This is a genomic window from Parabacteroides sp. KHUB-03 (assembly GCF_056640975.1).
On sequence record NZ_CM153257.1, the window covers coordinates 2,635,424 to 2,661,979 of the forward strand.

Annotated in this window: 26 protein-coding genes; 4 read left to right on the forward strand and 22 right to left on the reverse strand. The window is 42.7% G+C overall.

The features are described 5' to 3' along the window. Window positions 1-12: 12 nt before the first annotated feature. The 15 genes from smpB to ACYIB7_RS11320 all read right to left on the reverse strand — a co-directional run bounded on the left by smpB (window position 13) and on the right by ACYIB7_RS11320 (window position 15,258). A complete protein-coding gene (gene smpB / locus ACYIB7_RS11250) occupies window positions 13-474 on the reverse strand; it encodes an SsrA-binding protein SmpB (protein ID WP_103984152.1) in 462 nt (153 codons plus the stop codon). 15 nt (window positions 475-489) lie between these two features. Then, window positions 490-1,056 (reverse strand): YIP1 family protein, encoded by a 567-nt coding sequence (locus ACYIB7_RS11255; RefSeq protein ID WP_103984151.1) that lies wholly within the window; start codon window positions 1,054-1,056, stop codon window positions 490-492. Window positions 1,057-1,122: 66 nt separating this feature from the next. Next, the gene (locus ACYIB7_RS11260) at window positions 1,123-1,872 is read right to left on the reverse strand and encodes a BFO_2992 family lipoprotein (protein WP_480337092.1); all 750 of its coding nucleotides are present in this window, start codon (window positions 1,870-1,872) and stop codon (window positions 1,123-1,125) included. A 154-nt stretch (window positions 1,873-2,026) separates the two neighbouring features. Beyond that, window positions 2,027-2,824, reverse strand: coding sequence for a BFO_2992 family lipoprotein (locus ACYIB7_RS11265; RefSeq protein WP_103984149.1), 798 nt, complete (start codon window positions 2,822-2,824; stop codon window positions 2,027-2,029). A 55-nt stretch (window positions 2,825-2,879) separates the two neighbouring features. After that, window positions 2,880-4,157: a porin family protein gene (locus tag ACYIB7_RS11270; RefSeq protein WP_103984148.1), complete on the reverse strand. Its 1,278-nt coding sequence runs from the start codon at window positions 4,155-4,157 to the stop codon at window positions 2,880-2,882. A 1-nt stretch (window position 4,158) separates the two neighbouring features. Then, window positions 4,159-4,686: an RNA polymerase sigma factor gene (locus tag ACYIB7_RS11275; protein WP_103984147.1), complete on the reverse strand. Its 528-nt coding sequence runs from the start codon at window positions 4,684-4,686 to the stop codon at window positions 4,159-4,161. 192 nt (window positions 4,687-4,878) lie between these two features. Then, window positions 4,879-5,214, reverse strand: a complete 336-nt coding sequence (locus tag ACYIB7_RS11280) for a cation transporter (protein ID WP_099465842.1) — start codon at window positions 5,212-5,214, stop codon at window positions 4,879-4,881. Window positions 5,215-5,245: 31 nt separating this feature from the next. Beyond that, window positions 5,246-7,474, reverse strand: a complete 2,229-nt coding sequence (locus ACYIB7_RS11285) for a TonB-dependent receptor (RefSeq protein ID WP_103984146.1) — start codon at window positions 7,472-7,474, stop codon at window positions 5,246-5,248. A 97-nt stretch (window positions 7,475-7,571) separates the two neighbouring features. Next, a complete protein-coding gene (locus ACYIB7_RS11290) occupies window positions 7,572-8,003 on the reverse strand; it encodes a hypothetical protein (RefSeq protein WP_480337096.1) in 432 nt (143 codons plus the stop codon). A 47-nt stretch (window positions 8,004-8,050) separates the two neighbouring features. Then, entirely contained in the window at window positions 8,051-9,529 is a 1,479-nt protein-coding gene (locus ACYIB7_RS11295; protein ID WP_103984144.1) for a glycoside hydrolase family 10-like protein, read from the reverse strand. 11 nt (window positions 9,530-9,540) lie between these two features. Next, window positions 9,541-10,317 (reverse strand): glycerophosphodiester phosphodiesterase family protein, encoded by a 777-nt coding sequence (locus ACYIB7_RS11300; RefSeq protein ID WP_103984171.1) that lies wholly within the window; start codon window positions 10,315-10,317, stop codon window positions 9,541-9,543. A 60-nt stretch (window positions 10,318-10,377) separates the two neighbouring features. Further along, entirely contained in the window at window positions 10,378-11,331 is a 954-nt protein-coding gene (trxB, locus tag ACYIB7_RS11305) for a thioredoxin-disulfide reductase (RefSeq protein ID WP_099465823.1), read from the reverse strand. Between the two features lie 39 nt (window positions 11,332-11,370). Further along, window positions 11,371-12,054: an outer membrane lipoprotein periplasmic chaperone LolA1 gene (gene lolA1, locus ACYIB7_RS11310; protein ID WP_480337097.1), complete on the reverse strand. Its 684-nt coding sequence runs from the start codon at window positions 12,052-12,054 to the stop codon at window positions 11,371-11,373. Window positions 12,055-12,058: 4 nt separating this feature from the next. Then, window positions 12,059-14,566, reverse strand: a complete 2,508-nt coding sequence (locus ACYIB7_RS11315; RefSeq protein ID WP_480337098.1) for an FtsK/SpoIIIE family DNA translocase — start codon at window positions 14,564-14,566, stop codon at window positions 12,059-12,061. 116 nt (window positions 14,567-14,682) lie between these two features. Continuing rightward, window positions 14,683-15,258 (reverse strand): HU family DNA-binding protein, encoded by a 576-nt coding sequence (locus tag ACYIB7_RS11320; protein WP_103984141.1) that lies wholly within the window; start codon window positions 15,256-15,258, stop codon window positions 14,683-14,685. A gap of 261 nt (window positions 15,259-15,519) precedes the next feature. Here ACYIB7_RS11320 and ACYIB7_RS11325 point away from each other — a divergent pair, with 261 nt between their 5' ends. The 3 genes from ACYIB7_RS11325 to ACYIB7_RS11335 are packed head-to-tail and all read left to right on the forward strand — an operon-like array spanning window position 15,520 to window position 17,834. Then, complete coding sequence (locus ACYIB7_RS11325; RefSeq protein ID WP_099465819.1) at window positions 15,520-16,071, forward strand: DUF5063 domain-containing protein; 552 nt, start codon at window positions 15,520-15,522, stop codon at window positions 16,069-16,071. Beyond that, a complete protein-coding gene (locus ACYIB7_RS11330) occupies window positions 16,068-16,649 on the forward strand; it encodes a 3'-5' exonuclease (RefSeq protein ID WP_480337101.1) in 582 nt (193 codons plus the stop codon). Before ACYIB7_RS11325 ends, ACYIB7_RS11330 begins: the two co-directional genes overlap by 4 nt. Next, entirely contained in the window at window positions 16,650-17,834 is a 1,185-nt protein-coding gene (locus ACYIB7_RS11335) for a class I SAM-dependent rRNA methyltransferase (protein ID WP_099465817.1), read from the forward strand. 5 nt (window positions 17,835-17,839) lie between these two features. On the opposite strand, the gene ACYIB7_RS11340 is transcribed toward ACYIB7_RS11335, so the two are convergent. The 7 genes from ACYIB7_RS11340 to ACYIB7_RS11370 form a co-directional block, all read right to left on the reverse strand. After that, window positions 17,840-18,607, reverse strand: coding sequence for a response regulator (locus ACYIB7_RS11340; protein WP_480337103.1), 768 nt, complete (start codon window positions 18,605-18,607; stop codon window positions 17,840-17,842). A gap of 136 nt (window positions 18,608-18,743) precedes the next feature. Continuing rightward, on the reverse strand, window positions 18,744-19,520 hold the full coding sequence (locus tag ACYIB7_RS11345; protein ID WP_480337105.1) for a fimbrillin family protein: 777 nt from the start codon (window positions 19,518-19,520) through the stop codon (window positions 18,744-18,746). A 5-nt stretch (window positions 19,521-19,525) separates the two neighbouring features. Further along, window positions 19,526-20,716 carry a fimbrillin family protein gene (locus tag ACYIB7_RS11350; RefSeq protein ID WP_480337107.1) on the reverse strand — a complete coding sequence of 397 codons (1,191 nt, stop codon included), beginning with the start codon at window positions 20,714-20,716 and terminating at the stop codon, window positions 19,526-19,528. A 16-nt stretch (window positions 20,717-20,732) separates the two neighbouring features. Beyond that, complete coding sequence (locus ACYIB7_RS11355) at window positions 20,733-21,809, reverse strand: fimbrillin family protein (protein WP_480337109.1); 1,077 nt, start codon at window positions 21,807-21,809, stop codon at window positions 20,733-20,735. 6 nt (window positions 21,810-21,815) lie between these two features. Next, window positions 21,816-23,624, reverse strand: coding sequence for a fimbrillin family protein (locus ACYIB7_RS11360; protein ID WP_480337111.1), 1,809 nt, complete (start codon window positions 23,622-23,624; stop codon window positions 21,816-21,818). Window positions 23,625-23,631: 7 nt separating this feature from the next. Next, window positions 23,632-25,110 carry a DUF3868 domain-containing protein gene (locus ACYIB7_RS11365; protein WP_480337113.1) on the reverse strand — a complete coding sequence of 493 codons (1,479 nt, stop codon included), beginning with the start codon at window positions 25,108-25,110 and terminating at the stop codon, window positions 23,632-23,634. Between the two features lie 14 nt (window positions 25,111-25,124). Continuing rightward, on the reverse strand, window positions 25,125-25,715 hold the full coding sequence (locus ACYIB7_RS11370; RefSeq protein ID WP_480337114.1) for a DUF3575 domain-containing protein: 591 nt from the start codon (window positions 25,713-25,715) through the stop codon (window positions 25,125-25,127). Between ACYIB7_RS11370 and ACYIB7_RS11375 the strand changes: the two genes are divergently transcribed. Beyond that, window positions 25,666-26,544: a hypothetical protein gene (locus ACYIB7_RS11375; protein WP_480337116.1), complete on the forward strand. Its 879-nt coding sequence runs from the start codon at window positions 25,666-25,668 to the stop codon at window positions 26,542-26,544. The genes ACYIB7_RS11370 and ACYIB7_RS11375 overlap by 50 nt on opposite strands. Window positions 26,545-26,556: the final 12 nt, after the last annotated feature.

Sequence of the window (26,556 nt, forward strand, 5' to 3'; positions counted from 1 at the left end):
ATTCTTCAGATATTATCTCTTAAAAGCACGATCCATTTCGCGTCGGTCATCACGCTCCTTTATCGAATCACGCTTATCATATTCTTTCTTACCTTTAGCAATAGCTATAATAATCTTTGCCAATCCTTTTTCATTTATAAACAGTTTGGTAGGAATAATAGTAAAACCACTGGTACGTACGGCGTTATCAACTTTACGCAATTCTTTTTTGGTAAGCAAAAGCTTACGATCCCTACGTGAGACGTGGTTATTATATGTACCATAAAAGTATTCGGCAATATACATATTCTTTACCCACAACTCTCCTTTATCAACAATACAGAATGTATCAACCAAACTTGCTTTACCTAACCGGATCGATTTTATTTCTGTACCAGTCAGCACAATACCGGCCGTAAACGTATCAAGCAACTCATAATCGAATGTTGCCCGTTTATTCTTTATCTGTATGTTGTTACTAATCTTTTCTTTCATTCCTGTATTCTTTTATCAATAACTCAATCCCGGCATCAAAAGTACCAGGATAAACTCTATAAGAAGTGGCGTAATTAATATGATAGCTGTTGTTATTGAAACAAATTTCAAACGGATATTCTCTTCTATCTGCATATATGGACCAGCACCTTCCCATACAATATATAGGGTATAAAGAATAAATATACGAAGAAAAAAGAATTCCGGCAAAAGCATCAATATAATATTCAATGCGAACATCAGAGATGAAGAATATCCTACAAAACGCTGGCACAATTTCATATCCTTTTCACGTTTAAATAAACCCTGCCAAAGCTCATTCAAAAAATAAGATGCCAAATAAAAACCACCAAAAGATGAAACTAATGTCTTTATTGAAGATTTTAGAGCTAATTCAATATCAAATTCTTTTCTTGTAAACAACACTCCTAAAAAAGCGGCAACTGTAACAAGCCCGATCAAAGGATAAACAAAACGGGATAAAAATTCATCATCTTTTTCATCTTTCTTTGCCAATAAATCCCAGGCCTTTGCCGGTTGTGTTATAATAGCTATTACCCACTGAAATATCTCTTTGTACATCTTCTTTTCTATTTAAAAAAGCAAAAATATAAAAAATATAAAGGATTCGTCTTCACTATTGCCTTTTTATTCATTGATTGGCAAGGCAACCATATCCGACGAAGTCCATATACAAGCCGTCGTATCGGAATTAAAACTACGTGGATAATTAAACTTGAATTTTAAACTATCCAACCCCGCATTCTTTTCTATTTCACCCGATTCCTTCACAAATTTCTCTAAATCTAAAGCAATTGGCAATGTATAGCGGGAACCTGTCATACCTGTCATATCTTCAGCCGTTGCCGTACGAAGATACAAGTTATAGACACGATTATTATTACGGTCAATAGTCGCTTCCTGTTTCGGATTATAGGTCAATTCAAAAAGAGTAGTTTGTCCATCCACATAATTACCATGTTCCGTAAAAAGAAAAAAACGATTTTTCAAATACATACTTCTCTGCAATGAAAAACTTATAAAACATTCATTATCCAATATACGGGTTGTATCTGTCAGGTTCGGAGATAAACCAAATACCGGAACCGGTTCATACTTTAATATTTCTGCCCTGTATTTTGAATACCCTGGCAAAGATTCTTTTGAAGCATGATCTATTGTATAATTCAACAAACAGCAATCTCCGGCTTTCAAAGCCATTGTATCCAGGGCTGGCGAATAAATAACATCACCTTCCCATAAACAAACGCCTAATTCCGGCTCTTCCTGAATAACACCTAATTGGCCTCCAAACGTCTGTTTATCTCCATCCTGGCCCATGCATGAAACCAGTAAAACCAGCAACGTAATCACACTATACCACTTACACATCTTCATCTTACACTACTATTTTCTCTGCAAAGGTAGTAAATAATAAGGAGAAATAGATAATATTCCCTATAATCAGGTATATACAAACCACTTAAAACAAAAAAGTCCTGACCCGGAATTTATTTTACCGGGTCAGGACTTACTTTATCTTTTATACGAATTATTTTCCAGTCGTATTATCTGCAGGAACAGAGAGTTTCATCCACGTAGGATCTGTTGATGTCCAGGTAAACTTAGTAGGATCTTTTGCATCAATTTCTTTGATATAATTGATTTTAATATAATACTCTTTATTACCCAAATCCTTTTCCTTTGTGTTGAAACCATCAATCATTGTTTTAGCATCAAATGCGTTAACCACAACTGAGTTCAAAGACGGAGTCTGACCTTCTGTCTTAATTGCAGCTCTCAAGAAAACAGAATAGATTCTCTTTCCGTTTTCTTCAACAGCTGTCTGATTTCCATCATACGACAAGTACCAGTTTGACTCTTGCTTTGTTAAATGTGTAAAATCCGAGAACAAGAATAGCATTCCTTCTAAATATGCAGCACCATAACGAGTATCAATAGGGCTCGTAACAGCTTGTTCCTTATCCAGAAGTTTAGTTGTATCTCCCATTATAGGGTTAGCATACCATCTGTCAACATTAGTCGGTACAGCATTCATTGTTGCATAATAATACCCGTTGGAAGCAGCATTTGCATTTTCTGCAGCATCAAAATCAATCGTGAAAGAAGCCAATACACACTGACCGGGCAAATAACCGGCAGTTTCCAAACTAGGAGAATAAATAGCAGCACCTGCTGCTGTTTTGATTATAGTCTTATAATCCTTTGAAGTAGAGATAACACCAGGTATAGACGACAATGTCTGTTGGTTATTTGAATCACCAAGACAAGAGGTCAACAAAAGTAAGGCAGACGCCACTACCATTCCTAAAAATCCACGTTTCTTCATTTTAATTTCTGTTTTTAAGTATTTGTATATTTATGAATTATTATTCTATTCCATTTTAGAAACCTAACCGGAAACCTAACTGAAAATTCACATTAAACGGCTTTTCTGAATGAATCGTTTCAATGCTACTTCCATTATCAAAATAATATCCGGCACCAACTTCGGCAAATGCACTTACAAAACGAATCAACGGGTAACTTACACCAGCGCGGGCATTAACAGACCAAAGCCATTCTTTCATCCGCACGCGTTCCGATACACTGGATATTTCTTTATCATCAAAAAAGAATTTTGACCGTTGCTTTCCTGCAACATTAACTTCTGCCATAGCTCCGGCTGCTGCATAAACCTGAAAACGATTCCATTCTACAATTTTATAAGCAACCGAAAGAGGTATTCCGATAAAATGCAATTTCTGTTTTACCTCACCATGATAAGAACCATTCGTTGTCCATTCAGAAGATAAAAAAGAATAATTAAGCCCTGTCTGCAACGAAAAACGGTTATTCAAATAACGACTCACCGATAATCCGAAAGAGACCGGTGTTTTATGGTGTACATCTGTTTTCGGCAATTCTTCATTAAAAAAAGGAGCATTCATCGAAAGCAATTGATCACTTGTCAACAACGCACTTTTCATCATATACTGGGGGACAGAATTATCCGCTCCAATCGAAAGGCCTCCTCCCCCCATACCGAATCCCCATTTACGGGAAGCCGTTGATTTTTTCTTTTTTATCACAGGTGTTGCATCTGCAATCAATGCTTTATTCTGCGATTCTTTCTCTGCTAAAACCTGAATATCTTCTGTTTTTGCATCTTCTGTCAACAGCTGTTGTGCAAAATCTGCAGTAACTATACTATCGGTCTGCATTTTTTTAGCAGATAACATATTTACTTCCGGAACAACATTTGCGTGAGAACTAATCATAGTCCTTTTACCTTGGCTTTTTGCAGGAGACCGTACAACTGCCACATTCATCTTCTTTGTCTTATTTTCATCCTGTTTTACAGAAGTTTCCGACACTTCGGCAATCACCTTTTTATCTTCAATTATATGGTTCTCTATCTCCTTTGTATGTTCTATTATTTCCTTTGCTATCGGAAGATCGGACTGTTCGTGGTTAAATAAATAAACACTACCCGTAATCATCAACAAAGAAACAACTGCTGCTGCAGCCCAATAATATAAAGTTTTACGAAAAGGAACAGATACTTCCTTGGGCAAACGATCGGCTATAGCCTCCCAATCGCCTGGCATTGTATCCATTTCGAAATCCTCCAATTTCGAACGGAACAAATCATCAAATTTATCTCTTTCCTTACCTTTCATTTCAATACAACTCATTAATCTTACGTTGCAACAACTGCTTAGCCCGTGTAAATTGCGATCGCGATGTGCTTTCTGTGATATTCAACATTTCACTAATTTCTTTATGCGAATAGCCTTCTATTGCAAACATGTTAAACACAGCACGAAAACCGGCAGGTAATTCCTGCACTAATGCCATCAACTCTGCTGCAGACAAATCTGAAACAACGGAGCTGTCCGGATTAATCAACTCTGCCGTATTATCCAAATCCGTAGCCTCACGCAGTACATCCGATTTACGTAAATATTCCAACGCACAATTGACAAAGATCTTCCGCATCCACCCTTCAAAGGAACCTATTCCCGTATATGAATCCACACTGGTAAATACTTTCACGAAACCATCTTGCAACAAATCACGGGCAGTCTCCCTGTCGCTCACATAACGCAGACAAACTCCCATCATTTTACGGGAATAAATATCATACAGCTCCTTTTGAGCCAATCTATTTCCCTTCCGACAACCTTCTATCAGTTGTTGTTCCTTCATTCAGCAGTGCTTGGATACCTTCCGTTTACGGCGGTGATACAATATAATGATGTTATTAATTTAATAAACGCTGCATTGCATAGAAAAAAAATTCAAAAAAAGGCGGACAAAATAGCCCGCCTTTTATATTACTACGGAATACCATGCAAATATACAATGTTCCGATGAAAATCTTTATTAATGAGCATTTTCTTAATTACTTTTTTTTGAAGGAGGAACCGGACAACCCGCTCCTTTATCCACAGCGACAGCCTCCATACCAATCTTCTTAAAAGCTGAAATTAATTTCACTTCCGACGTTTTACCAGCTTTGTACGTAATAATGGCCGTACGGGTGGCAAGATCACATTTTAAATCAGTTACACCCTTTTCGAAAGCGATATTCTTCTCTATTTTTTTAATGCAATGATCACAATCCATCGCTGCTATATAAAAAGTAGATGTTTCTTTTTTGTTTTTTGAATCTTGAGAAAACGCCGGTGAAAAAGCAAATAACACACACAACAGTGTCAAAAGTAATTGTTTCATATCACTATAATTTAAAGTAAATAATTTATCATTAATCACGACTAATATTAAAACGGACACCAGCATATAGCTTCCTTCCATGTACAGGCCCCCAGACCATAGAACCGTCAAAGTTTTCTCCCCGGGGATTTTCTGCATCTATAATAGGATTCTTTTGTTTGTAATTAAACAAATTTTCGGCACCTATATAAATTGACCACCGACGAAAATACTTCGTAACCTGTGCATTCACAACTGTATATGCATTAAAATCAGGTTTCCATAATGGATTTACTTTATCTGGCATTGGCATACGTCCGCCCCCATTAAACTGTCCGGTTACGTCAAACTGCCACTTTTTCAAAGGAGTCTGGTATGAAGCTGTAAGTAGTCCTTTAAAATCACTTACCAAAGGCTTCTTTAGACGAGTTATTTTACCTTCAACATCTTTATAATCGGTTTTAGCATCCGTATAGCGATATGCGGCAGTTAAAGTAAATCCCCTGAAAAAAGGATAAGTCGCCTCAACCTGAAAACTATTGGAATATGACCGGCCGTCCAGATTATAGAAACTCACAGCATGCGGATCACTATCCATATCAACAACAACCTGTTTCAGAAAATCGGTATAATACCATTCTCCGTTCAATGTCAGTTCCTTGCCAAACAAAGGTATATAAAAAGAAAGATTTAAACCCGTATTCCAAGCTTCTTCCTGATCCAAATGATCTGCAATATCTATTTTACGACTACTAGCAAGCAGGAAATTATTTTCGGCTAGCACATTTGCCGTACGAAAACCTTTCCCTGCAGAGGCACGAATATGGAACCAGGTAAAAGGATTATATTTAATATGTATTCGGGGAGTAACAAAAAAATCATACGATGTACTATAATCAGCCCGCAGCCCGGCTAAAAGAATCAGTTTATCATTTAGATTGTATGTGTATTGAGCGTATGCCCCGGCCACTGTTTCCGAACGATCATAAAAAGAATGCTCCATTACATTATTGACTGGCTGTCCAAGATTTTCATCAAATCCGTCATAATTAAGGCTCAACCCTGCACTTAAACTATGCTTAGGTGTAAATTCCTTTTCATACAATAAGGAAGCATACACATTTTTCTGATATACATTGTAAGGCGTACGGTCATATCTGGATTTTTGCTCATGATACGAACCGGAAAGTATCAGAGCAACGCTTTCCACCTTCTCTTTATCAATAATATAGGCCTGTTTAGTAAACAATTCCGCACGGTTCGTATTCAGTTTAACCTGATATGGATCAACGAAATCATGGTGTTTGGTAACCTGTCCGCCTGTCCGGTCTTCATGCAGATAACGAACACCATACTGAGCAACATAGTTATCCAATTTATGAAACCACCGGTTCATCACATTAACTTGTTCCTTTAACGGCGTATCTAAAAATCCGTCGTCGTTGCCGTCATGCTGCATTTTATCATTTGAATAATGCACGAATAATCCGGTAGACAACTTATCATTAACATGCCAGGAAGCATCTGCATTTCCTTCATAGCGTCCGGCATCACTGACAAAAAGGTTTCCGGAAAAAATATCTGCTGTAGGAGGCTTTTTAAATTCCACATTGATCTGCCCGGCCAATGCTTCATAGCCATTCTTTACAGACGAAGTACCTTTCGATACCTGAATACTCTCCATCCAGGGGCCCGGAACATAATCCAAACCATAGGGAGACGCAGCTCCACGAAAATTCGGATAATTTTCTGTCAGCATCTGCACATACGTACCAGACAGTCCCAACAATTTAATCTGTCGCGCACCGGTTGCAGCATCAGCATAAGAAACATCTACAGAAGGGTTTGTTTCAAAACTTTCCGCCAAATTACAGCAAGCTGCACGGCAAAGTTCATCATAAGTAATTTTCTGAGTTTGTAAAACACTTACCCGGGAAGCAATAGTTCCCATTTTACGTTCACTTACAACCACCTCATCCAAGGCAACCTCTCCTTTCAGTACAACATGAAGCTCTTCTTTCGAACCTTTCACCGGGACAACAGCAGTAGTATATCCTATATAACTTACCACCAGATTTTCTACTTTCCCTTTCTTCGGTAATACAAAATGGCCATTCATGTCTGAAGTGGTACCTTGTTGCGTCCCTTCCCAATACACATTAGCCCCTATAATGGGTTGGTTATTTTCATCCAAGACACGTCCTTTCACATCATTTTCCGCGGCAATGGCGCAAAAAGAAACCAGGAAAAACAATATTATAAAATAAATATGTTTCAACATAAAATTCTTTCAATTTAATTCATATAAGTACAATTACTACAATCGTCAAACGATCGTAATATGATTATTCATCCAAATAAAGTTGAACTTACAGAAATTAAATCAAAAGAATTGTGAGGATAGACAAATACAACCGTGGACAATTAACTGGAGGTCCAATAGAAGTAACAGATAATAAATCTTTTATTTGAAGTTCAGGAAGTAAAGAAATATTCAGTGCCTTAGCAAACCACAAATCAAAAACAGCCGGTTGCAAATTAGGGAATAAAGATTGTACAGAAGTCCAGTCAAAATACAATCTTTCCATTCCGCATTCAGTTGTGCACCCATCAACATAAAGCATTTGATTCGCTTTTTGCACAGAGTGATCATGATCATGAAGTTCACAGCATTGGTTCTCTATTATGGCCTCTATGCCAGCAACACGGCAATGGTTACAACAATACGATATAATATTCACGCCGGCTCCACCATAGAACACAAGCCCGGCAAGCATAAGTATCAATAAAATTGTAACCTTCTGTTTCATATCGCACAAAGATACAAGAATCTCTTAACAAACACTAACAGTTAATATTATTTAGGGAAATCTGAGAGATAGTAATAAGTCTCTTTGGAAGGAGCTCCTTCTATGTGATAACGGGTAGAAGCCGAAACACTAAATGTATAACCTCTTTCTACTAAAGAATCCACAGGCAGATAAATTTCATTTGCATGCACATTCGTCATCAATATACATTTAGAAGCATCGGAATCAATAGAATCCGACAAAGAATAATATACCGTATAAGTCAGGTCTTGCTTTTCGGAAGCAGGCTTTTGCCATGAAAGTTTAAGCTCATTACCAGTCCGTTGTACGTAAACTTCTTCGGGAGAAGACGGTACAGTATTATTCAACCAGGTAAGCGGAGGTAATTGCGCCGGGTATTTATAATATACATTGACTAATTCATCATACAGCCCCTTACTGTTATCCAGTACATTTTCACAGCGGAAGAAAGCACAACCTGCCCCGCCATAATATCGGCTATAATCAATCTGATCGGTAATATCGTTCACCGTCCAGTCCGCATCTTTCTTATCCATGCGATAAGCACCAAGTCCCGGCACCACCAGACGCCCATTACAATTCTCTACCCAATTATCCATAAAAGGGAAAAAGTTATCATGCAAATAATACATCATAGGAACAATCATATCCTGTTTACCCCGCAACATCCACATTTTAGGGTCCTGAAAAACACTTTCATAAGCTGTCCATCCCGCATCAGGAACACGGGGAATACGGTTATATTTACCTAGAGGGGAACTACTTACCTGTACCCAAGGCTTTGCCTGTTTCACCCAATCATAAATCTCAACCACCATCCGGTTGATATTATTACGCCGCCAATTATCTAATGACTCCTTTTTTCCATACATCTTATATACGCTTTTATCCGGGAAACGATTCGCCTGCTCCGGATAACGGATGTAATCGAAATGAATGCCGTCAACATCATAATTATTCACAATTTCTTTTACCAACGACAAGATATAATTGGCCGTACCCGGAACACCCGGATCAAGATACCATTCACCATTATGCAATTTACATAATTTAGGCTGGCGTTTCACCACCGACAAACGTCCTTGCTCTTTCACATTCTTGGCCGTACCCAAAGGAAATGTCACAAACCAGGCATGGCATTCCATCCCCCGTTTGTGACATTCTTTTATTGCAAATGCCAACGGATCATATCCGGGCATTACTCCTTCTTTTCCGGAAAAGACTTTACTTGCCGGTTCTATGGCAGAGCGGTAAATAACGTTACCACGTAAACGAACCTGCAAAAAAACAGTATTGAAATTAGCATTTTGCAAACGATCCAGGATATTGCAAAGTTCTTGTTGCTGGGCTTTTATGCCTGCCTGCGTTGTAGCCGGTCGATGTGGCCAGTCCAAGCCATAAACAGTTGTAAGCCACACCGCACGTACTTCATGCTTAGGTAAATTCATCGCAAATGCACTTTGTATCCACAAAGCCCACAGCAATAACCAACAATATCTTTTCATTTACACACGTTCTATTTAGCGCGCGAATTTAATAATTTCTGCAAAACAACCGGCTCATCTGTTGTAATAAAATCAACTCCATTTGCAATCATCTCTTTCATTACAGCTTCTTCATTCACAGTCCATACGTTAATTGTCAAACCAAGCTTCTTTGCTTCAGGAATCCAATCAGGATGTTGTCTTAATACATTAAACTGATAGTCCAATCCCGCAAAACCCAAATCTTTCAATTCACGGGGAGATAATTCTCCGTTCAAATAGGCAACTTTTGCCTTCGGTGCCAAACGGATCAGTTCTTTACCGGCATCCAGGCTAAAAGTAATATATTCGGTCTTCTTGGCCAGTCCTTTTTTATTAATCATGTCAACAACAATACGTGCAGCTTCACGATTACGTTCCGGTGTGTCATGTACTTTCAATTCAAAAATCAGCTTTGTATTTTTCAATGCCTTAGCTTTGTCCAGGTACTGTTCCAATGTAGGTAAAGTTTCACCATTACCCAACTTCAAATCTTTCAGTTGAGCATAAGGAGTCTTTTGAATGTTCAACCCCTGAATATCCATATCATGGTAAACAACGGGGACATTATCAGAGGTCAAATGAACATCAAACTCGGAACCATACGCTTTAATCTGGTCTGCCAATTCTAAAGAACGGATAGAATTCTGAGCAGAACCTTCTGTTTTCCAATACCCCCGATGTGCAATCACTTTCGTCTTATCCTTCGCAACAGCAGGCAGTGCCATCAAAGCACAGAGAAGGACAACAATAGTAGTTTTTAATTTCATGGTAAAAATATAATATATAAAATTAAACAAAAAGGCAGGCACTAAAGCCTGCCCTGATAACTATTTTCCTATTTCAGACAGATACCGTTCGGCTTCTATAGCAGCTTTGCATCCGCTTCCTGCAGCTGTAATAGCCTGGCGATAAATCGGGTCTGCCACATCTCCTGCGGCAAAAACACCCGGCACAGTAGTACGGGGTGTTCCCGGTATTGTCTTTATATAACCAATTTCGTCTGTTTCCAACCATTCTTTAAAAATATCAGAGTTTGGTTTATGACCAATAGCCAAAAAGAAACCATCAATAGCAATATCAACCTTTTCTTCGTCGGGTTGTCCCATTTTCTTTATCAGATGAGCTCCCTCCACACCACTTTCGCCAAACAGTCCAATTGTATTATGCTCAAACAATACGATAATATTGGGAGTGTTAAACACACGTTCTTGCATTACTTTTGATGCACGCAGATAAGGTTTACGCACTATCAGATAAACTTGTTTTGCCAAACCCGACAGGTAGATAGCTTCTTCGCATGCCGTATCCCCCCCCCCTACAACAGCAACAATCTTTTTACGATAGAAAAAGCCGTCGCAAGTAGCACAAGCCGATACTCCCATACCTGCATATTTCTGTTCATCGGGAATACCCAGATATTTGGCCGTCGCACCTGTCGATATAATAACCGCTTCGGATTCAATCACTTTCTCTCCATCAATTGTGATCTTATATGGAGCAGATGATAAATCCGATGCAGTTGCAATGCCCATACGAATATCCGCACCGAAACGAACAGCCTGTTTTTTCAGGTCTTCCATCAATTCCGGCCCTGTTATACCATTAGGATAACCCGGGAAATTTTCAACTTCGGTTGTCGTTGTAAGCTGTCCACCCGGCTGAATACCCTCATAAAGCACTGGGTTCAGGTTTGCACGAGAGGCATAGATTGCGGCCGTATATCCGGCAGGGCCCGAACCGATAATCAGGCAGCGAACTTTTTCATTTGTTGAGTTGTCCATAGTCTTTCTTATTTTGATAATTTACTTTTATAATCTACATCAGCGGAGATCTATCACTTCTGCGTCAGGAAAATCTGCATCTTTAAAAACAAAGTAAGAATCCGGTTGGTTTACTTCCGTCCTCAATTTACTGATCCGGATTGTCATGGTAACGCCATTTTTAGAATCCACACTAATGCCCACAGGCAGATACGTATTCTTTTCTATCTGAAGAAATACGCGCTGTATATCCCCTTTTTTTCGGGGAGTCAATTCTATATCATAAGCCGATTTTCCATTAGCTGCCGTGCTCTCACCTTTATACAAGGGAGTAAAACCTTTTTTATAAGAACCCAACAGTAATACCGGATTCGTCATTTGAAGTTCTTCCCCCGAAGGTGTTGTTACATTCACTTCATCATTCCGCTCCATATATACCCATTGTGTTTTACCGTCAAACCAGATTATCATATCCGGGGTTTTCAACATAAATTTCTCCCCTTTCATATTAATAACACCGGAAAAACTTTCCGGTACATTCTGCTGGTCAGAACGGGTATGAGTTGTAAAAGCAGCCTCTATCCCATTCGATTTATCATAAGCCATAGCCGCCTTACCCAAAATATCGTCTGCATTCTGGGCATTACAAGTAAACCCTATTAATGCGGCTAGCAACAATAGCTGTAATATCAGATAAGCGCGGATAAATATACGCACCATTCTTTGTTTCTTTTCTATTTCCATCCTGTTACTTTAACGAATTCAACAATTGTTCCAGGTTATATTCATCCTGAATCAACACCTGACGCGCCTTGCTACCTTCAAAAGGCCCTACTATACCGGCTGCTTCAAGCTGGTCCATCAAACGTCCGGCACGGTTATAACCAATGGCAAACTTACGCTGGATAAGTGATGTAGAACCTTGTTGCTGAATAACAATCAAACGGGCAGCTTCATCAAAAAGCGGATCACGATCCGACAAATCGACTGCTCCCGGAACCTTCTCTCCATCATTTTCGCCCACATATTCAGGCAGCTGGAAGGCTGTAGGGTAGCCCGGCTGTCCTCCGATAAAAGAGGCTATTTGTTCTACCTCAGGTGTATCAACAAAGGCACATTGCACACGTGTCATATCATTACCTTGCGAGAATAACAAGTCGCCCCGGCCAATCAACTGATTTGCACCCGGAGAATCAAGTATGGTGCGCGAATCGATCATCGACGAAACACGGAAAGCCATACGAGCCGGGAAGTTTGCTTTGATCGTACCCGTAATAATATTGGTTGACGGACGCTGCGTTGCAATAATCATGTGAATACCAACCGCACGCGCCTTCTGGGCAATACGGGCGATAGGCAATTCTATTTCTTTTCCGGCCGTCATAATCAAATCGCCGAACTCATCTATAATAACTACGATATAAGGCATGAATTTATGGCCTTTTTCCGGATTCAAATGACGGCTTATAAACTTAGCGTTGTACTCCTTGATATTACGTGTATGCGCCTTCATCAACAGATCATAGCGGTCATCCATTTCCTTACAAAGCGAGTTCAACGTCTGGATCACCTTCGTAAAATCCGTAATAATAGCCTTATCGGCATCCGGCAACTTGGCCAGATAATGACGTTCTATCTCCGAATAAATACTAAACTCTACCATCTTCGGGTCTACCAGTACGAACTTTAATTCCGACGGGTGTTTCTTATACAACAATGAGGTAATAATAGCATTCAATCCGACAGACTTACCTTGTCCTGTCGCACCGGCAACAAGTAAATGAGGCATTTTACATAGGTCAAACATAAATATCTCATTCGTAATAGTCTTACCTAATGCAACCGGCAGGTCGTACCTTGATTCCTGAAACTTACGGGAAGCAATAACCGATTGCATGGCAACCATCTGGGGATCTTTATTTGGCACTTCAATACCAATCGTGCCTTTACCCGGCATCGGAGCTATAATACGAATGCCCAAAGCAGAAAGACTAAGTGCAATATCATCTTCCAGGTTACGAATCTTGGAAATACGTACACCGGTATCGGGTATTACTTCATATAACGTAATTGTCGGTCCAACCGTTGCTTTAATAGAGGCAATGCTGATACCAAAACTTTCCAGTGTTTGCTTGATGCGCTTTTGATTAGCCGTTTGCTCTTCCATATCCACCTGTTGGTCTCCCTGATCGTATTTTTTCAACAGATCGATCGTAGGATAGCGGTAATGGGATAAATCCAGTTTCGGATCATATTCACCTAAAGCTGAGCCATCGTATACCTCATCATCTCCTGAAGGTATTTCTACGGTAAATGTCCCATCTCCGCTATCATCCGAATCCGTATCGTCTATTTCTGTGTTATTATTTTTTGAAACAGGAATATATTCTTCTTCATCACGCGGAACAGTCACTTCGAAGGCATCACTCACAGTCGTAGTAGTCGGAGCATACGTACTTTTTACAGACATACGGGCTGCATCGGCTTCTGCCAATTCTTTCGCGGTATCAAATACCTCATCTTCCATTTCCGGTTTTTCATCGGGTTGTTCGGAAAAAGAAGGAATATCCTTTCCTTCATCTTCTTCATCGCTTTCTGCCTGTTCCTCTTTATTAAAACGCTTCTTCAGCCAATGGAATGACAGGAACCTCTGTAAAAGAGGTATCGTACGTTTGCTGGTAAAAATGGCGATTATCAGAAAAAAGCCGACCAGAAACAGGATAGTTCCCGGAATACCGATATTATTAATCATCATTTCGGAAAGATAATACCCATGTTGCCCTCCCAAATAGATGAAGGTATCTTCGTATCCTTTTATAAAGATAAAGGCAAAAAACAGCGATCCCCAAAGCAACCAGGCCGAACAGAACAGAAACCGTTTCAAAAGAGAGATACGGTTCAGATTCATCAGCTTCGCACCCACAGAGCCCAAAAAGAATAATATCATAAAAGATGATATGCCGAACCAGCGATTCATCAGCAAATCGGAAAGATAAGCACCTCTGGCTCCTGTCCAGTTCTCTACCGAACCATGATTGGTTACCAGGTCGGATAAAGGTATATTTTCTATTTTGCTTTGATCTGCCCCTCCCGTAAAGAAAAAAGAAATAAGAGCCAGTCCTATATATATAGTAACTATAGAAATAATCAACCCGGATATAAAACGCGTACGTTCATTCTTAAAAAAGGATCTTACAGAACCGAGTTTGCTTTCTTCGTTACTACTTTGTTTCGCCGAAGTCGTTTTTTTTGCCATATATATTGCTTCCCTTTTATAAATACGGACAATAGCGGTATGCCCTTTCCCGTTTTAACAATTTGCAAATGTACATAGAATTATCGAGTATTTTTTCACTTATCACTCCGAAAAACTCACGCAAGCAGGTACAAAACCTTATTATGATGTCCTACTTTTTGCAGGAGTCCTTCTTCTACAAAAGATGTCAGATCCGCTTGTGCCCGATAACGCGAACAGTTCATCAAGCCGGCATATATACGGGGTGTAACACATTTATTTCGTTCCAGATAATCCTGCAACCTGCTTTTTGCATCGACAGAAACGTTATCTTTTACCCGGGGTTTGATATGTTCCAGTTTTATCTCTTTCATTTTCTCTTTCAACTTTGTAGAACAACGGAAGTTTATACCGTCTACACATACGCTGACCTTCCCGTTCTCTTTCTGCTTACTCCGTAAAGAAGGCGAGAAATATCCCAGTTCTTCAAGCTCCACATGATAGCCTCCGCTCAAGGCATAATCCAATACCCAGGAAAGAGAATCGAGAACAGCCTTTACATCGGCCGACGTTACCGACGAACGTTCGGATATCAACCGGCAGATTTCATCCAGTTTATATGTACCATGACACAAGGCACGTGCATGCGTTAATGTTTCTCCTTTACGACCATTTGGTTTCGGAGTGCGATGGGCGGTAAATTTTATTGCCATTATTTTTTATATTTATACGTTTACTTTTTGTTATTTATAATATTGCTCTACCTCAAATGGTAGCATAGAAAATATAAGTTGATAATTGTCAACCATACGGTTAATAATTATCAGCCATACGGTTGACAATTGTCGGCCGCTTGGCCGACAGTTATCAACCGTACTTTCATTCAAGTACAAATATACGAACGGTTTGCCTAAAAGTATCACAATATTTGCTATTTTTGCAAACTGTTATCGTAGGAAACTATAGAAACAAAAATGGAAAAAGAGAAAGAAAATAATCCTATATACGAACGGAATACGCTGGAATTTGTCACTGTAGCACTAGAATTTTGTTCCTTCGTTGAAACCGCCGGACAACGTGATTTGTATGAATTTGTAGACAAATCGGTAAAGATGTTGCCCTTATTATACCTGAAAGCATCCCTTTTACCGGATGTCGAAGCAGACGACGAGGCAGAACTGGAATTTTCTGTTACCGAAGATATGTACGAATCCGTACGCAACCAAATAGCCAACTTGCTTGGAGACAAAGATACTTATCTGGAAACTTTCCATCCGGATATGCAATATAGCGATGCTCCGATAGCAGCTTTCATTTCCGAAAATCTAGCCGATGTATACCAGGACACCGGAAATTTCATCTCGCTTTTCCGCCAGGGGAACGAAGAAGTCATGCAAAACGCAATTGCCTTATGCCGTACAAATTTTCGTGAATATTGGGGGCAACAGCTATTGAATGCCTTGAAAGCACTCCATGCTGTACGCTATGATGACGAAGAAAATCTGGAAAAGAACAACAACGAATGATACAACAATACACACATACAATAAAAAAAGAAGATATAGCCATCCTTCCTATAGAAGAATTTAAAGGCCGGATTTTTATAATAGATACGGAAAAGGACACCGATAAAGCCGTTGAATATTTGTCAAAATGCCCGAAAGTCGGATTCGATACCGAGACACGTCCCAGCTTTAAGAAAGGGCAACATTATAAAATATCACTGATGCAGATATCAACCGAAGACACATGTTTTCTATTCCGGCTAAACCGGATTGATATACCTAAATCGCTGGTCGATTTTATACAGAACAACAATGTGATGAAAATAGGCCTTTCCCTCAGGGATGATTTTGCCGCCCTGCATAAACGTACAAATGCAGAGCCGGTAAACTTTCTGGATTTGCAGAAATACGTAGTGAAATTCGGCATAGAAGATGCCAGCCTGCAAAAAATATATGCCATTTTATTCAAGAAAAAGATATCTAAAGGGCAACGGCTGACTAATTGGGAAGCAGATGTTCTTACTGAATCGCAAAAAAAATATGCATCATTAGATGCATGGGCATGTCTCCAAATATATAACTTATTGAATCAAGCATAGATGAATTATTGTAAAGTTTTTCTGAAACCAAAGAAAGAAGAATCGCTATTGCGCTTCCACCCATGGGTATTTTCAGGTGCAATCCAGTCTATAGAAGGAAAGCCCGAAGAAGGTGATCTGGTAGAAGTTTACGGACAAAACCAGCGCTTTTTGGCAGTCGGTCATTACCAGATAGGAAGTATAGCCGTGCGTATTTTATCATTTAAGCCTGCTACAGTCAATACAGATTTCTGGACAGAACGCATCCGCATTGCATATACTCTCCGTAAGTCGTTAAGATTAGCCGGTACGGAAAACAACAACACATACCGTTTGATTCATGGCGAAGGAGATAATCTGCCTGGATTGGTAATAGATATGTATGCACATACGGCTGTTATGCAAGCCCATTCGGTTGGTATGCACTATGCACGCCATCAAATTGCAGAAGCATTAAAAACTGTGCTTGGAGACACTCTACAAAATATCTATTATAAATCGGAAGCCACCCTGCCATTTAAAGCGAACCTGGATAGCGAAGACGGGTATTTATATGGTGGAGAAGTAGAAGATATTGCACTGGAGAACGGATTAAAGTTCTGTGTTGACTGGCAAAAAGGACAGAAAACAGGATTTTTTGTAGACCAGCGCGAAAACCGTTCTTTGCTGGAACATTATTCCAAAGACCGTTCCGTATTAAATATGTTCTGCTATACAGGAGGCTTTTCTTTCTATGCCATGCGCGGAGGAGCAAAAGTAGTTCACTCGGTAGACAGTTCGGCAAAAGCTATTAGTCTGACAAAGAAAAATGTAGAGCTGAATTTCCCCGGAGATACAAGGCATGATGCATATGCGGAAGATGCTTTCAAATACCTTGAAAAGATGGGAAGCAACTATGACTTGATTATCCTTGACCCTCCCGCCTTTGCCAAACACAAAAATGTATTACGAAATGCTTTGCAAGGCTACCGCAAGCTAAATGCCATCGCATTCGAGAAGATCAAGCCCGGAGGTATCCTGTTTACCTTCTCATGCTCACAGGTAGTAAGCAAAGAGAACTTCCGGCTAGCAGTATTCAGTGCTGCTGCTCAATCAGGACGAAGCGTACGCATTTTACACCAGCTTACCCAACCAGCCGACCATCCGGTTAATATATATCACCCGGAAGGCGAATATCTGAAAGGATTGGTTTTGTATGTAGAATAAATTATTTATTTAGCATAAGCAGAGGGGACTTTCCCGAAAAATTCAGTAAAATGTTTCCGGAATGTTGGGATATCATTATAGCCTACCATTTCGGAAACTTCTTGTATAGAGTATCTATGGCATTTAAGCAATACAGCAGCTCTTTTTAAACGGACATTACGGATCAGTTCGATAACGCTTAATGCCGTGATCAGTTTTACTTTCCGGTATAACGTAGTTTGGCTCATGTTCACACAATCAGCCAAATCCTTCACTTTAAAGTTCTTATCTGACAAATTTTCTTCTATAAGTTTAACAAGGTGAGAGATAAACCTTTTTTTCTCCTCCACCCCTCTATCCGGATAATCCTCTTCTTCATTATGAATCAGCAGTTGCTTTGTGTAACTTTTCTTCAAGAGAACACGATTCTGGATGTAACCGGCGATTTTATTTTTCAGGATTTCAGGATTGAACGGTTTACTCAGATAGTCATCAACACCAGCCTCCAAACCTTTTACAATATCCTCTTCTTCCGCTTTTGCCGTAAGCATCAACACAGGGATATGCGATGTCTCTAACTGGCTTTTCAGTTTCCGGCAACAAACCAAGCCATCAACTCCAGGCATCATCACATCACAAAGTATCAAATCCGGATGTTCTTTCAGGGCAATATCGATTCCTTCCTCGCCGTTAACGGCGAGGATTAGCTGATAATTATCAGCTAATAAAACTTTCAAATAAAATCGATCCTCTTCACTGTCATCAATGACCAGCACTTTATTTCGGTTTTTCATTATCCTTACAATTATTCAACAAATATCCTGTCCATACATTCAAACCAATATTCACAAACTTACGACAAATTTTGAATTTCAAGGATTATCAAAATATCAAAAATTGCAATTTGCTTAATACACCCTTGCAATTCGCCTAAAACACAAATGTTGGCACAAGTCCTCCACAATTAACTTTGCATCCCGGAAATTTACAATTCACTTGCCGATAACAAATATTTATTCTAATATATATGAAGCGATTTTTAGTTCCTTTATTTGCAGTCAATTCCTGAACGCCGTCACTCTCGTCTTTTACCAATGTCAATGTCCCATTACTGAACTTTCCTGTTTTACCGACTTTTGCGTTGAGGGTTACTTTTATATCTTCATCACTGGTCTGGGTGTTGAAACCATATCCCCGTTTAATCATCAGTATGGCAAATGTATGTTTATAACCTAAACTTACGAGTGTGCCGTTGGCAACCCGGTTGTTTGTCGCAATAAGGAAGTCGTTGAAACCTTCTTTCCATGTCTTGCCGGTTTCAGCATCTCGCCAGATGTCTACCGCATTCGAATCTGTAGAATAAGGATAATAAGAAACGATACCTGTCGCATCGCCGTCAAACCATTGCAGATCCTTTCCTTTGTCAGAGAGGAAAGAGCCACTCTTATATATTAGCTTCTCGTTTTTAGCCTTCAATCCGCCTTTAGCAAAGAAGCCGACTGCATCGTCACTCTCGAATCCTGAATAAGAGATGTTATCATCCGTCCGTAGTGTCGCTTTTGTTTCTGCCGGTACATCTCCTATCGTGCCGACAATTTCCGCCGGAGCACCGCTGTTAACCGGATAGTTTTCGTCCTGGGTGCATGCCGTGCTTATTGCGAGCAGCAGCAGGGCGGGAAATATGTTGTTTTTAATGAATGTGTACATAAATATTATGGATTATTATTTGTAGCAAATATATTATCAGCGACTGTGCCGTTTGTTCCAATTGTTAACAGGTCACTTTGTGATTTACCGCTGATTTTGTAAGTACCGGAACTCTGTTGCGTCAACGTATCTGTAAAATCAGCGATTTTAACAGTCCCGTCAATGCTGCTTGCATCGATATTTCTTCTCAGGTAAAATGTCCACTTCCCTTCTGAAAGTGCTCCGTACTTGTTTAATACATACGATTCCTTTGTGCCTTTTTTCACCGCATTATAGTCCTCGATCCACTGTTTCAGGTCGCCTGGCGTATAGATGCCTACGGGGCGTGCCGGGATGGTGGAAGTGCCGATGTAGTTCCAGTCCTGCAATGTTGCGCCGGTGAAGAAGATGGTGAAGTCCAGACTTTCTTTGATCTCGGCGGTAATTTCCAGTATGTAGCCTGCACGGAATCTCAAGGTGATTCCGGCCCATGTGCCACCTTCTGTCAATTCATCCATAGACCCTGGCAGTGGACGTTGGTAAATTTTCCCTTGTTCAGTTTCCACTTTCAGTACCATTTTGTCCTGGCGGTCTTGCGGTGGAAGTATCGAACCGTATTTTCCGTCAGCAAGAGGAGAAAGTGTTATGGTTGTCTTATCGCCTGCGGCGTCGGCTTTACCTGCCTTGCGGTCGAATTTGATGTCGTTCTGCATGTTTACCAACGAAACCTCGGTGATGTTATCTTCCCAATTATCCGGAACCTTGATCGTAACCTTGGTTTGTGCCATCAGGTGTTTCAGGGTGAAATCGAGTTTCTCGCCTTTTTTCTTTTCGCTTTTAGCCCAAAGGATATCCCTGTCTTCCGGAATGATATCCTGGTCATTTTCCCTTTTCACATTGGATAATGAGAATGCAGATTTATTATTATTCGTGAGGGCTACATTCATCCAGTAGATGCCGGTGCCGGAAACCGCACCTTCACTTCCGGTTACCGTTACCGCGCTAACGGTGTCCTTGCTTGTTGTATATCCTAAGTAGTAGGTGCCGGCAGGTGCGGCAGTGGGGGTTGCCTTTGTTGCGAATGCACCGTCGTCCAGCGTAGCCGTGAACAGCACTTCGCCGTTGCTTGTATCCGGGGTGACGGCTATTTCGTTCGTGCATCCCGGAAGCAGCAGCATCGAAACGATTCCTCCTGTTATGTAATTCTTTATTTTCATATCGATCTTCTTTTTATTATTGCTCTATCAGTTCGCCGATGTGGGCCTTGTCCGTTTTCCAATCTTCTATATTCACTGCGCTTAGCTCGACTTTGGATGCGCCGGCTCCTGATAATACGGTTAGGATAACCGTCGTGATCTTTTCCTGGGCAAGCGTGATCGTGTTGAGTTCTGCCGGGTTGTATGAATAATCCTTGCCACCTATATTAAACGATAACAAAGGTGCTGTACCGCTCTGTTGCATGGACTGGCTCGGAAGGATTGCCTGGAAGGTATGGCAGGCGGCTGTGCCCCCGCTCGCGGTGGTGGTGTCTTTTACCTCGCTCCATTTATACATTTGAATGGATCCGGTAGTCTTATCACCAGTTTCTTGGCTGATATCCAAAATCGCTTGCTCTCCTTTTTCCTTATTATAGGTGACTTTATAGCCGATCTGCCTGTCATTGATAGTTGCTGTGCACGCTATATTTTTAGGATCCGGAAAGAAACCATCATTCGTATTACCCTTCGGCAGGATGATTTTGACCACCAGCTGGCTCAGGACATGCCGGAAGTGAAGGTGCAGGCCCTCTGTTTTCCAGGCATCGCCAATGCGTACAGCACGGGCGATAAGGAAATCGCTTTTTTTAATGCTGTCAGTTTTTGTCTGGTCTGCCGATACTTGGTAGCGGGTTGAGTCCGTACCGACATAAGGTTCGGGACACGAGGTGGCTGTGAAATAATATTGTTTCCCGTCGTTCCCCTTTTTGATATGCTTCAGGTAGATGGACGCGTCTTTTAGTTTTGTTTCGTCAGCGTCCTTTTGGGGCGCTGTCGGTGTCCATTTGGTATCGACAGTGCCGCTTTCCAGGAACGTGTACACGCCCTGATGCCACCAGGGAGTTTCGTGCAGGTTGCTGTATGCGAAGTGGAGGCGGATTTTGTCCCCCGTTGCGAATGGGACATACCCGTCGGCTGCCGTTTCCGACTTGAGGTTCATTTGCAGGAGAGCGTCTTCGCCCGGCTGGATTCCCGGATCGGTGAAACTCTCGGCAGAGCAAGCCGTCATCAGGCTCGCTACTGTCAGGCTTATATACAGATATTTTCTTTTCATGTGTCGTTATTTTTTATTCGGGGTGATTGTTCCGCCGTCGATCGTGTAATAGTCGTCCCAGACATGTACGCTGGCAGAGATTATTTCATCAGGTTGATCTGCGTCTGTCGGTGTCAATGGCTTGATGCTGACCACGATGTGCTTGTCGGATGTGATGCTCGGGATTTGGTAAGTCTCGTCAGTTTCGGCCGCAACCGGTGTTCCGTCTACCGTAACGGTAAGAGTCGTTTCGTCATAGACCGTCTTGTCGAACATCGGCTTCAGGCCGGTGTAATCCTTGCCCTCTTCGACAGTGGTTACATCGTCTTTGTTGACACTCAGGCCGTCGCTGTATTCCAGCGTGACTTTGAAGACACGGTATATCTTGATATGTATGTTCTGCCGGATGTTTGCGAATGTATGTTCCGTGTCCGCCTGGTTTCCGGTGGTTACGTTGGATGTCCATTCGGCGGTGATGCCTTCTCTCAGTGTCATTCCGAATGTGTTGCTGTTGCCGCTTCTTACGCGGACCGCTTCGGTCGGTAACCACGCTGCCTGATCGTCCGCATCCGCCGTGTTGGTCAGCAGGATATCGCCTTCATTGAAAGTCCCTATCAGTTCGTATGTCACGGTATAGACAGGGGCGGGCGGGACGGGGATATCTATTTCTTCTATCCGGATCACGATATGCTTGTTTTCCGTGATGTTTCGGATGGTGTAGGAGCCATTTGTCAGCTTGACGTTTACGTTGTTGACCGTCACGCGGAGGGTGGTCAGGTCGTACTTGCCGGGATCTATGTCCGAGATACGGAAGACGAAGTCCGAACCTTCTTCCGCGTCGATGGCAGAGCTTGAAAGCCATTTTTGTTCAGGTTCGCCGCGTCCTACATGTATGTCCCTGCTTGGTATGCCTTGCAGTTCGTATGTCACTTTGTGTATTTCCGGTTTGGGATCGGGTGCCGGATCGGGGTTTTCTCCTCCCTTTATCTTGATCACCAGGTCGAACACGTTCTCCATGCCTGCAGTCAATTCCAGTTCGGGATCCATGTAGAAGGTCTTTTGGGTGCCGTCGGGGAGGGTGACGATGAAGCTGACGCCTTCGTCCGGTGTGCGGGGAAAGACGATAGCGGCTGCTTTGGTCCCCTCTTTGTTAATGGCGGTGTGGATGAGTTGCGTCGCGTTGCCGGTCGTCAACTGGTTGTCGGGCAGGAAATAGCTGGCATCGACGGGCAGGCCGTTGATGTCGAGGCGTGTTCCCGGAAGCCTTTCATTGATGATTGTTTCCGTGCCGTCGGCTGCAACCGCTATCAGGGTGATGTTGAATATCACCTTTGTCAGGCGGCGGTAAAACTTCAGGTGGACCAGCTCGGCATCCGGCCGGATGCTGCATTCCCGGTCGGAAGTGATCAGATCCAGCGAGTCGGGGACGGACTGGTCGGCAATCGACAGGGAGGTCATGAGGGTGCGGTCGAACGGCGTGGAGTAAGGATAATAGGCGATGGCGTCGCTCATGCTGCCATCGTCGGGCAGGTAGATCGGGTCGTCTGCCTTGCCCGGATCGCAATCGCCGGTATTCGTGTCGGAGACGTCGTATCTCTTGTCGAAATTGTCTCCGAAGCAATCGTTTGTCCCGGCATTGAATACCGTAACGCCGATTATGCTTCCTGCCGGCCAGGCGATGTTGCTTCCACCGCTTCCATCCGCTTCGATGGTCGCTTTCACTCTCAGTTGTTTGTTCTGCGGGCAATCCTCCAGTTCGTCGTGCATGATGCATGAACTCATAAACCCGGTGAGGGCAAGGAGGAGGGTCGCCGTATAGATGCGTATTTTATTCATATTTTGCTTATTTGTTGCTATTGTTGGTTTTCGCGCATTTCTTTGCTAATTCTTCCAGGTTGTGGGCGGCAGCTTCCGAACCGGCTTCGGCGGCTTTCCGGAAACAGGTTTCCGCTTCCGTGCAGTCTCCGTTCAGCATGAGCCATACACCGTATGTGTTCAGGTAAGCCTGGCCGGTAGTCCCGGCTTGTCTGAGGTATCCCTCTGCACGGTCGTGCTCTCCCTGTTGCAAAGCAACGGTGGCGGCGTTGATCAGGGCTGCTTCTTCCCGCGGGTAGACCCGGACGGCTGTCTGTATGGCTTCGGCAAATTCCGGGCTGTTTTCTGGATACGAGTCGGCTACCTGGTACATTTCGTTCAGACTCAGCAGTTCCGGCCGGCTTTTGATCAGCTTGCGTCCTTCTTCTACGGTAAATTCGCGTACGGTATAGTCGACCGAGCAGACCACCCGGCGTACTTTCGGATATATCTCTTTCAGCATCCGGGCATAAGGAACGCCGCCGTCGATGGTGCGGAGCGCTTGTTCGGCCCGGTCCGAGCGGTCACCCCGGCGAATCGCTTCCAGCAAGGCGTCGCGCCCCGGCAAGTCGGATGCGGCAAGCAGCTTGATGGTGCCTTCCCAGTCTTCGCATCCGCTTTCGGAACTCATCGGCAGTTTGTCGCCTTTGATACGGGGGGCGAGGTAGTTTTTCAGTGCGGCGGCGCGTCCTTCGGACAGGCGGCAGTTAGACGGCACGCTGCCTTCCGGAGAGGCATAACCGCGTATGACGACCTTTTGGATATGGAGGTTGCCGTCGGAATTGATTTTACCGATCATTTCTTCGGTCCGGTCCAGTTCGGCCTTGTTGTCGAAATAGTCCGGATAGATCACGACCTTGTTTACCGGGAAATGCAGAAAAACATCCCGCAGCTCAGTTCTTTTCTTTATGTTTTCGGGTGCGGGAACAACGTAGCAGTACATAGGCTGTACGCTGTACTCCTTCTCCTGTACGGGCGGGACTATCGCAAACAGTTCGTCTTGTGCGGCCTCTGCCGTATGTCCGCCACATCCGCACAGGTCTTCGTTCAGTGTCAGGCGACTTTCAGCCATCCAGGGGGCGTACGGGAGGCTCTGGCGGTAGCGGACTGTCTTGTCTTGCTTGCCGGTCATCCTGACAACGGTATAGTAGGAGCCGGGATCCGCTTTTCCAAGCGAAACGTTGCGGACGAATACCTTGTGGCGGTTGCGCCCGTTCAGGAGGATGCCCGGCAACGGCTGTCCGGTTTCCTTTCCGTTCAGGACAGGCGTGAGCGTCAATGCACGCCCTGAAGAGAGTTCGAGGTTGTTCAGATCCAGTTCGATGTCTATCAGCAGGGAGTCGCCCTGCTGCCGGAAGGCATGCTGCGTGACAAGTATGCCGTTGTTGTATACCTGCTTTTGCTGGGCGCAAATACATGTACTTCCCAGGAGCAGGGCTGCCATATGTAAGTATTTTATCGTTGTCATAGTCTTTCCCTTTCCTATTTAATAATGTATATTACAGAGATTGCCGCACGTGTGGGGCCGAAGTAATGCTTCACTTCGTCGCGTTTCTTTTTTTTGCAGGTTTCGCACATCTCGTACTTGTCGTAGTCGAGATAAGCATAGCCCACTCCGATGGACGCTTCCAGGCTCCACCGCTTGTCCAGTATCCAATGGTAGCCGTAGGATATGCCTGCGCCTGCCAACCAGCCTTTGTAGCGGTATTTCTGGAATCCGTTTTCGCCGATGTCGAAAGGCAGTTTGATCCCTCCGGCATTGTATTGTGCAAAATGGCCGTGCACGCCGAAAAAGTGCTTGTTGAACTTTTCACACAGCCAGTAGCGGGCTTCAGGCTGGATGAGATAATGTTTTAACTGGCGGTCGTTGGAAAACTCCCAGGGATTGTAATTCCCCAGTATGTCTAACGTCCATTTTTCGGCCAGTCCGACTTCCACGCCCAAGCTGATTGTGGAGGTGGCATCGTAAAGCAGATTCGTTTTGACTGCAGCTTGTTGGCTGTATGCCGGAGGCAGGTAAAGCATGGATGTAATAAATAGAACGTATAAAGAGGCAGCCTGCTGGTATGTCATAATCCCCGTTGGGAAATACAAAGAAGAAGACACCAGTTGTACCACCCAATCCATCACATTAACGAATAATGCAGGCGTAACGGTCACCATCCCTTACACCTGCCCCAACAAAGGCAATACCAAATATCTTGTCACCGCCAAGATGCGCGACGACAAGGCCGTGATAGAAACCGAAGAGATACGGGTTTGGGACAAGGATGAAATCAACATCGAAATACCGGCAGGGATCAGTAACTTAGACGATCTTGAAGCATGGCTGGCTGCATATAATGATTACAGAAATGGCACTGAAACTGATAAAAACGGACAGACATTATCCAAATACGGCACACAAGTCGAGGACAAGAACAACTGGACTTTCCGCCTTTTAAAAGATATAACAATCGACCAAAATACGTGGGGGGAAAAAGACGTTGTCATCACGGCCTTTGCAGCAGGAGACACACTCGATGGACAGGGACATACGATCACAGGGATAAAGTTAGGGATTAACAGTGCTGCCAATAATTCCGGCTTCTTCGGTACGCTAAGCGGCACAGTCGAGAACCTTCGCCTTGAAAACATCAGTGTAAACGGTAGTAAGAACACCGGTGCCATAGCCGGAACCGTTGAAAGCGGAGGAAAGATAAGCAACTGCCACGTGGAAGGCGCTTCCTATGTGGTTGGCACATCCAATGCCGGAGGCATTGCCGGGAGCAACAGCGGGACTGTCGAGAAATGCTCCTCATCAGCAATGGTGAAAGGGGGATCGAATGCCGGCATCTTAGTCGGAAGCGGAACAGCATCCACAAACGATGGCATTTCCACCGGCCAGGTAATAACAAACTAAAATTAAGAAAAC

Coding starts and splice junctions, on each gene's coding strand:
- ACYIB7_RS11270 (WP_103984148.1), bottom strand. CDS start 4,157: ATGAAAGGTAAGGAAAGAGATAAATTTGATGATTTGTTCCGTTCGAAA.
- ACYIB7_RS11290 (WP_480337096.1), bottom strand. CDS start 8,003: ATGAAACAGAAGGTTACAATTTTATTGATACTTATGCTTGCCGGGCTT.
- ACYIB7_RS11350 (WP_480337107.1), bottom strand. CDS start 20,716: ATGAAAATAAAGAATTACATAACAGGAGGAATCGTTTCGATGCTGCTG.
- ACYIB7_RS11275 (WP_103984147.1), bottom strand. CDS start 4,686: ATGAAGGAACAACAACTGATAGAAGGTTGTCGGAAGGGAAATAGATTG.
- ACYIB7_RS11300 (WP_103984171.1), bottom strand. CDS start 10,317: ATGAAATTAAAAACTACTATTGTTGTCCTTCTCTGTGCTTTGATGGCA.
- ACYIB7_RS11295 (WP_103984144.1), bottom strand. CDS start 9,529: ATGAAAAGATATTGTTGGTTATTGCTGTGGGCTTTGTGGATACAAAGT.
- ACYIB7_RS11320 (WP_103984141.1), bottom strand. CDS start 15,258: ATGGCAATAAAATTTACCGCCCATCGCACTCCGAAACCAAATGGTCGT.
- ACYIB7_RS11375 (WP_480337116.1), top strand. CDS start 25,666: ATGGATGTAATAAATAGAACGTATAAAGAGGCAGCCTGCTGGTATGTC.
- ACYIB7_RS11325 (WP_099465819.1), top strand. CDS start 15,520: ATGGAAAAAGAGAAAGAAAATAATCCTATATACGAACGGAATACGCTG.
- ACYIB7_RS11360 (WP_480337111.1), bottom strand. CDS start 23,624: ATGAATAAAATACGCATCTATACGGCGACCCTCCTCCTTGCCCTCACC.
- smpB (WP_103984152.1), bottom strand. CDS start 474: ATGAAAGAAAAGATTAGTAACAACATACAGATAAAGAATAAACGGGCA.
- ACYIB7_RS11355 (WP_480337109.1), bottom strand. CDS start 21,809: ATGAAAAGAAAATATCTGTATATAAGCCTGACAGTAGCGAGCCTGATG.
- ACYIB7_RS11265 (WP_103984149.1), bottom strand. CDS start 2,824: ATGAAGAAACGTGGATTTTTAGGAATGGTAGTGGCGTCTGCCTTACTT.
- ACYIB7_RS11285 (WP_103984146.1), bottom strand. CDS start 7,474: ATGTTGAAACATATTTATTTTATAATATTGTTTTTCCTGGTTTCTTTT.
- ACYIB7_RS11365 (WP_480337113.1), bottom strand. CDS start 25,110: ATGACAACGATAAAATACTTACATATGGCAGCCCTGCTCCTGGGAAGT.
- lolA1 (WP_480337097.1), bottom strand. CDS start 12,054: ATGGAAATAGAAAAGAAACAAAGAATGGTGCGTATATTTATCCGCGCT.
- ACYIB7_RS11340 (WP_480337103.1), bottom strand. CDS start 18,607: ATGAAAAACCGAAATAAAGTGCTGGTCATTGATGACAGTGAAGAGGAT.
- ACYIB7_RS11330 (WP_480337101.1), top strand. CDS start 16,068: ATGATACAACAATACACACATACAATAAAAAAAGAAGATATAGCCATC.
- ACYIB7_RS11315 (WP_480337098.1), bottom strand. CDS start 14,566: ATGGCAAAAAAAACGACTTCGGCGAAACAAAGTAGTAACGAAGAAAGC.
- ACYIB7_RS11345 (WP_480337105.1), bottom strand. CDS start 19,520: ATGTACACATTCATTAAAAACAACATATTTCCCGCCCTGCTGCTGCTC.
- ACYIB7_RS11335 (WP_099465817.1), top strand. CDS start 16,650: ATGAATTATTGTAAAGTTTTTCTGAAACCAAAGAAAGAAGAATCGCTA.
- ACYIB7_RS11370 (WP_480337114.1), bottom strand. CDS start 25,715: ATGACATACCAGCAGGCTGCCTCTTTATACGTTCTATTTATTACATCC.
- ACYIB7_RS11255 (WP_103984151.1), bottom strand. CDS start 1,056: ATGTACAAAGAGATATTTCAGTGGGTAATAGCTATTATAACACAACCG.
- ACYIB7_RS11260 (WP_480337092.1), bottom strand. CDS start 1,872: ATGAAGATGTGTAAGTGGTATAGTGTGATTACGTTGCTGGTTTTACTG.
- ACYIB7_RS11280 (WP_099465842.1), bottom strand. CDS start 5,214: ATGAAACAATTACTTTTGACACTGTTGTGTGTGTTATTTGCTTTTTCA.
- trxB (WP_099465823.1), bottom strand. CDS start 11,331: ATGGACAACTCAACAAATGAAAAAGTTCGCTGCCTGATTATCGGTTCG.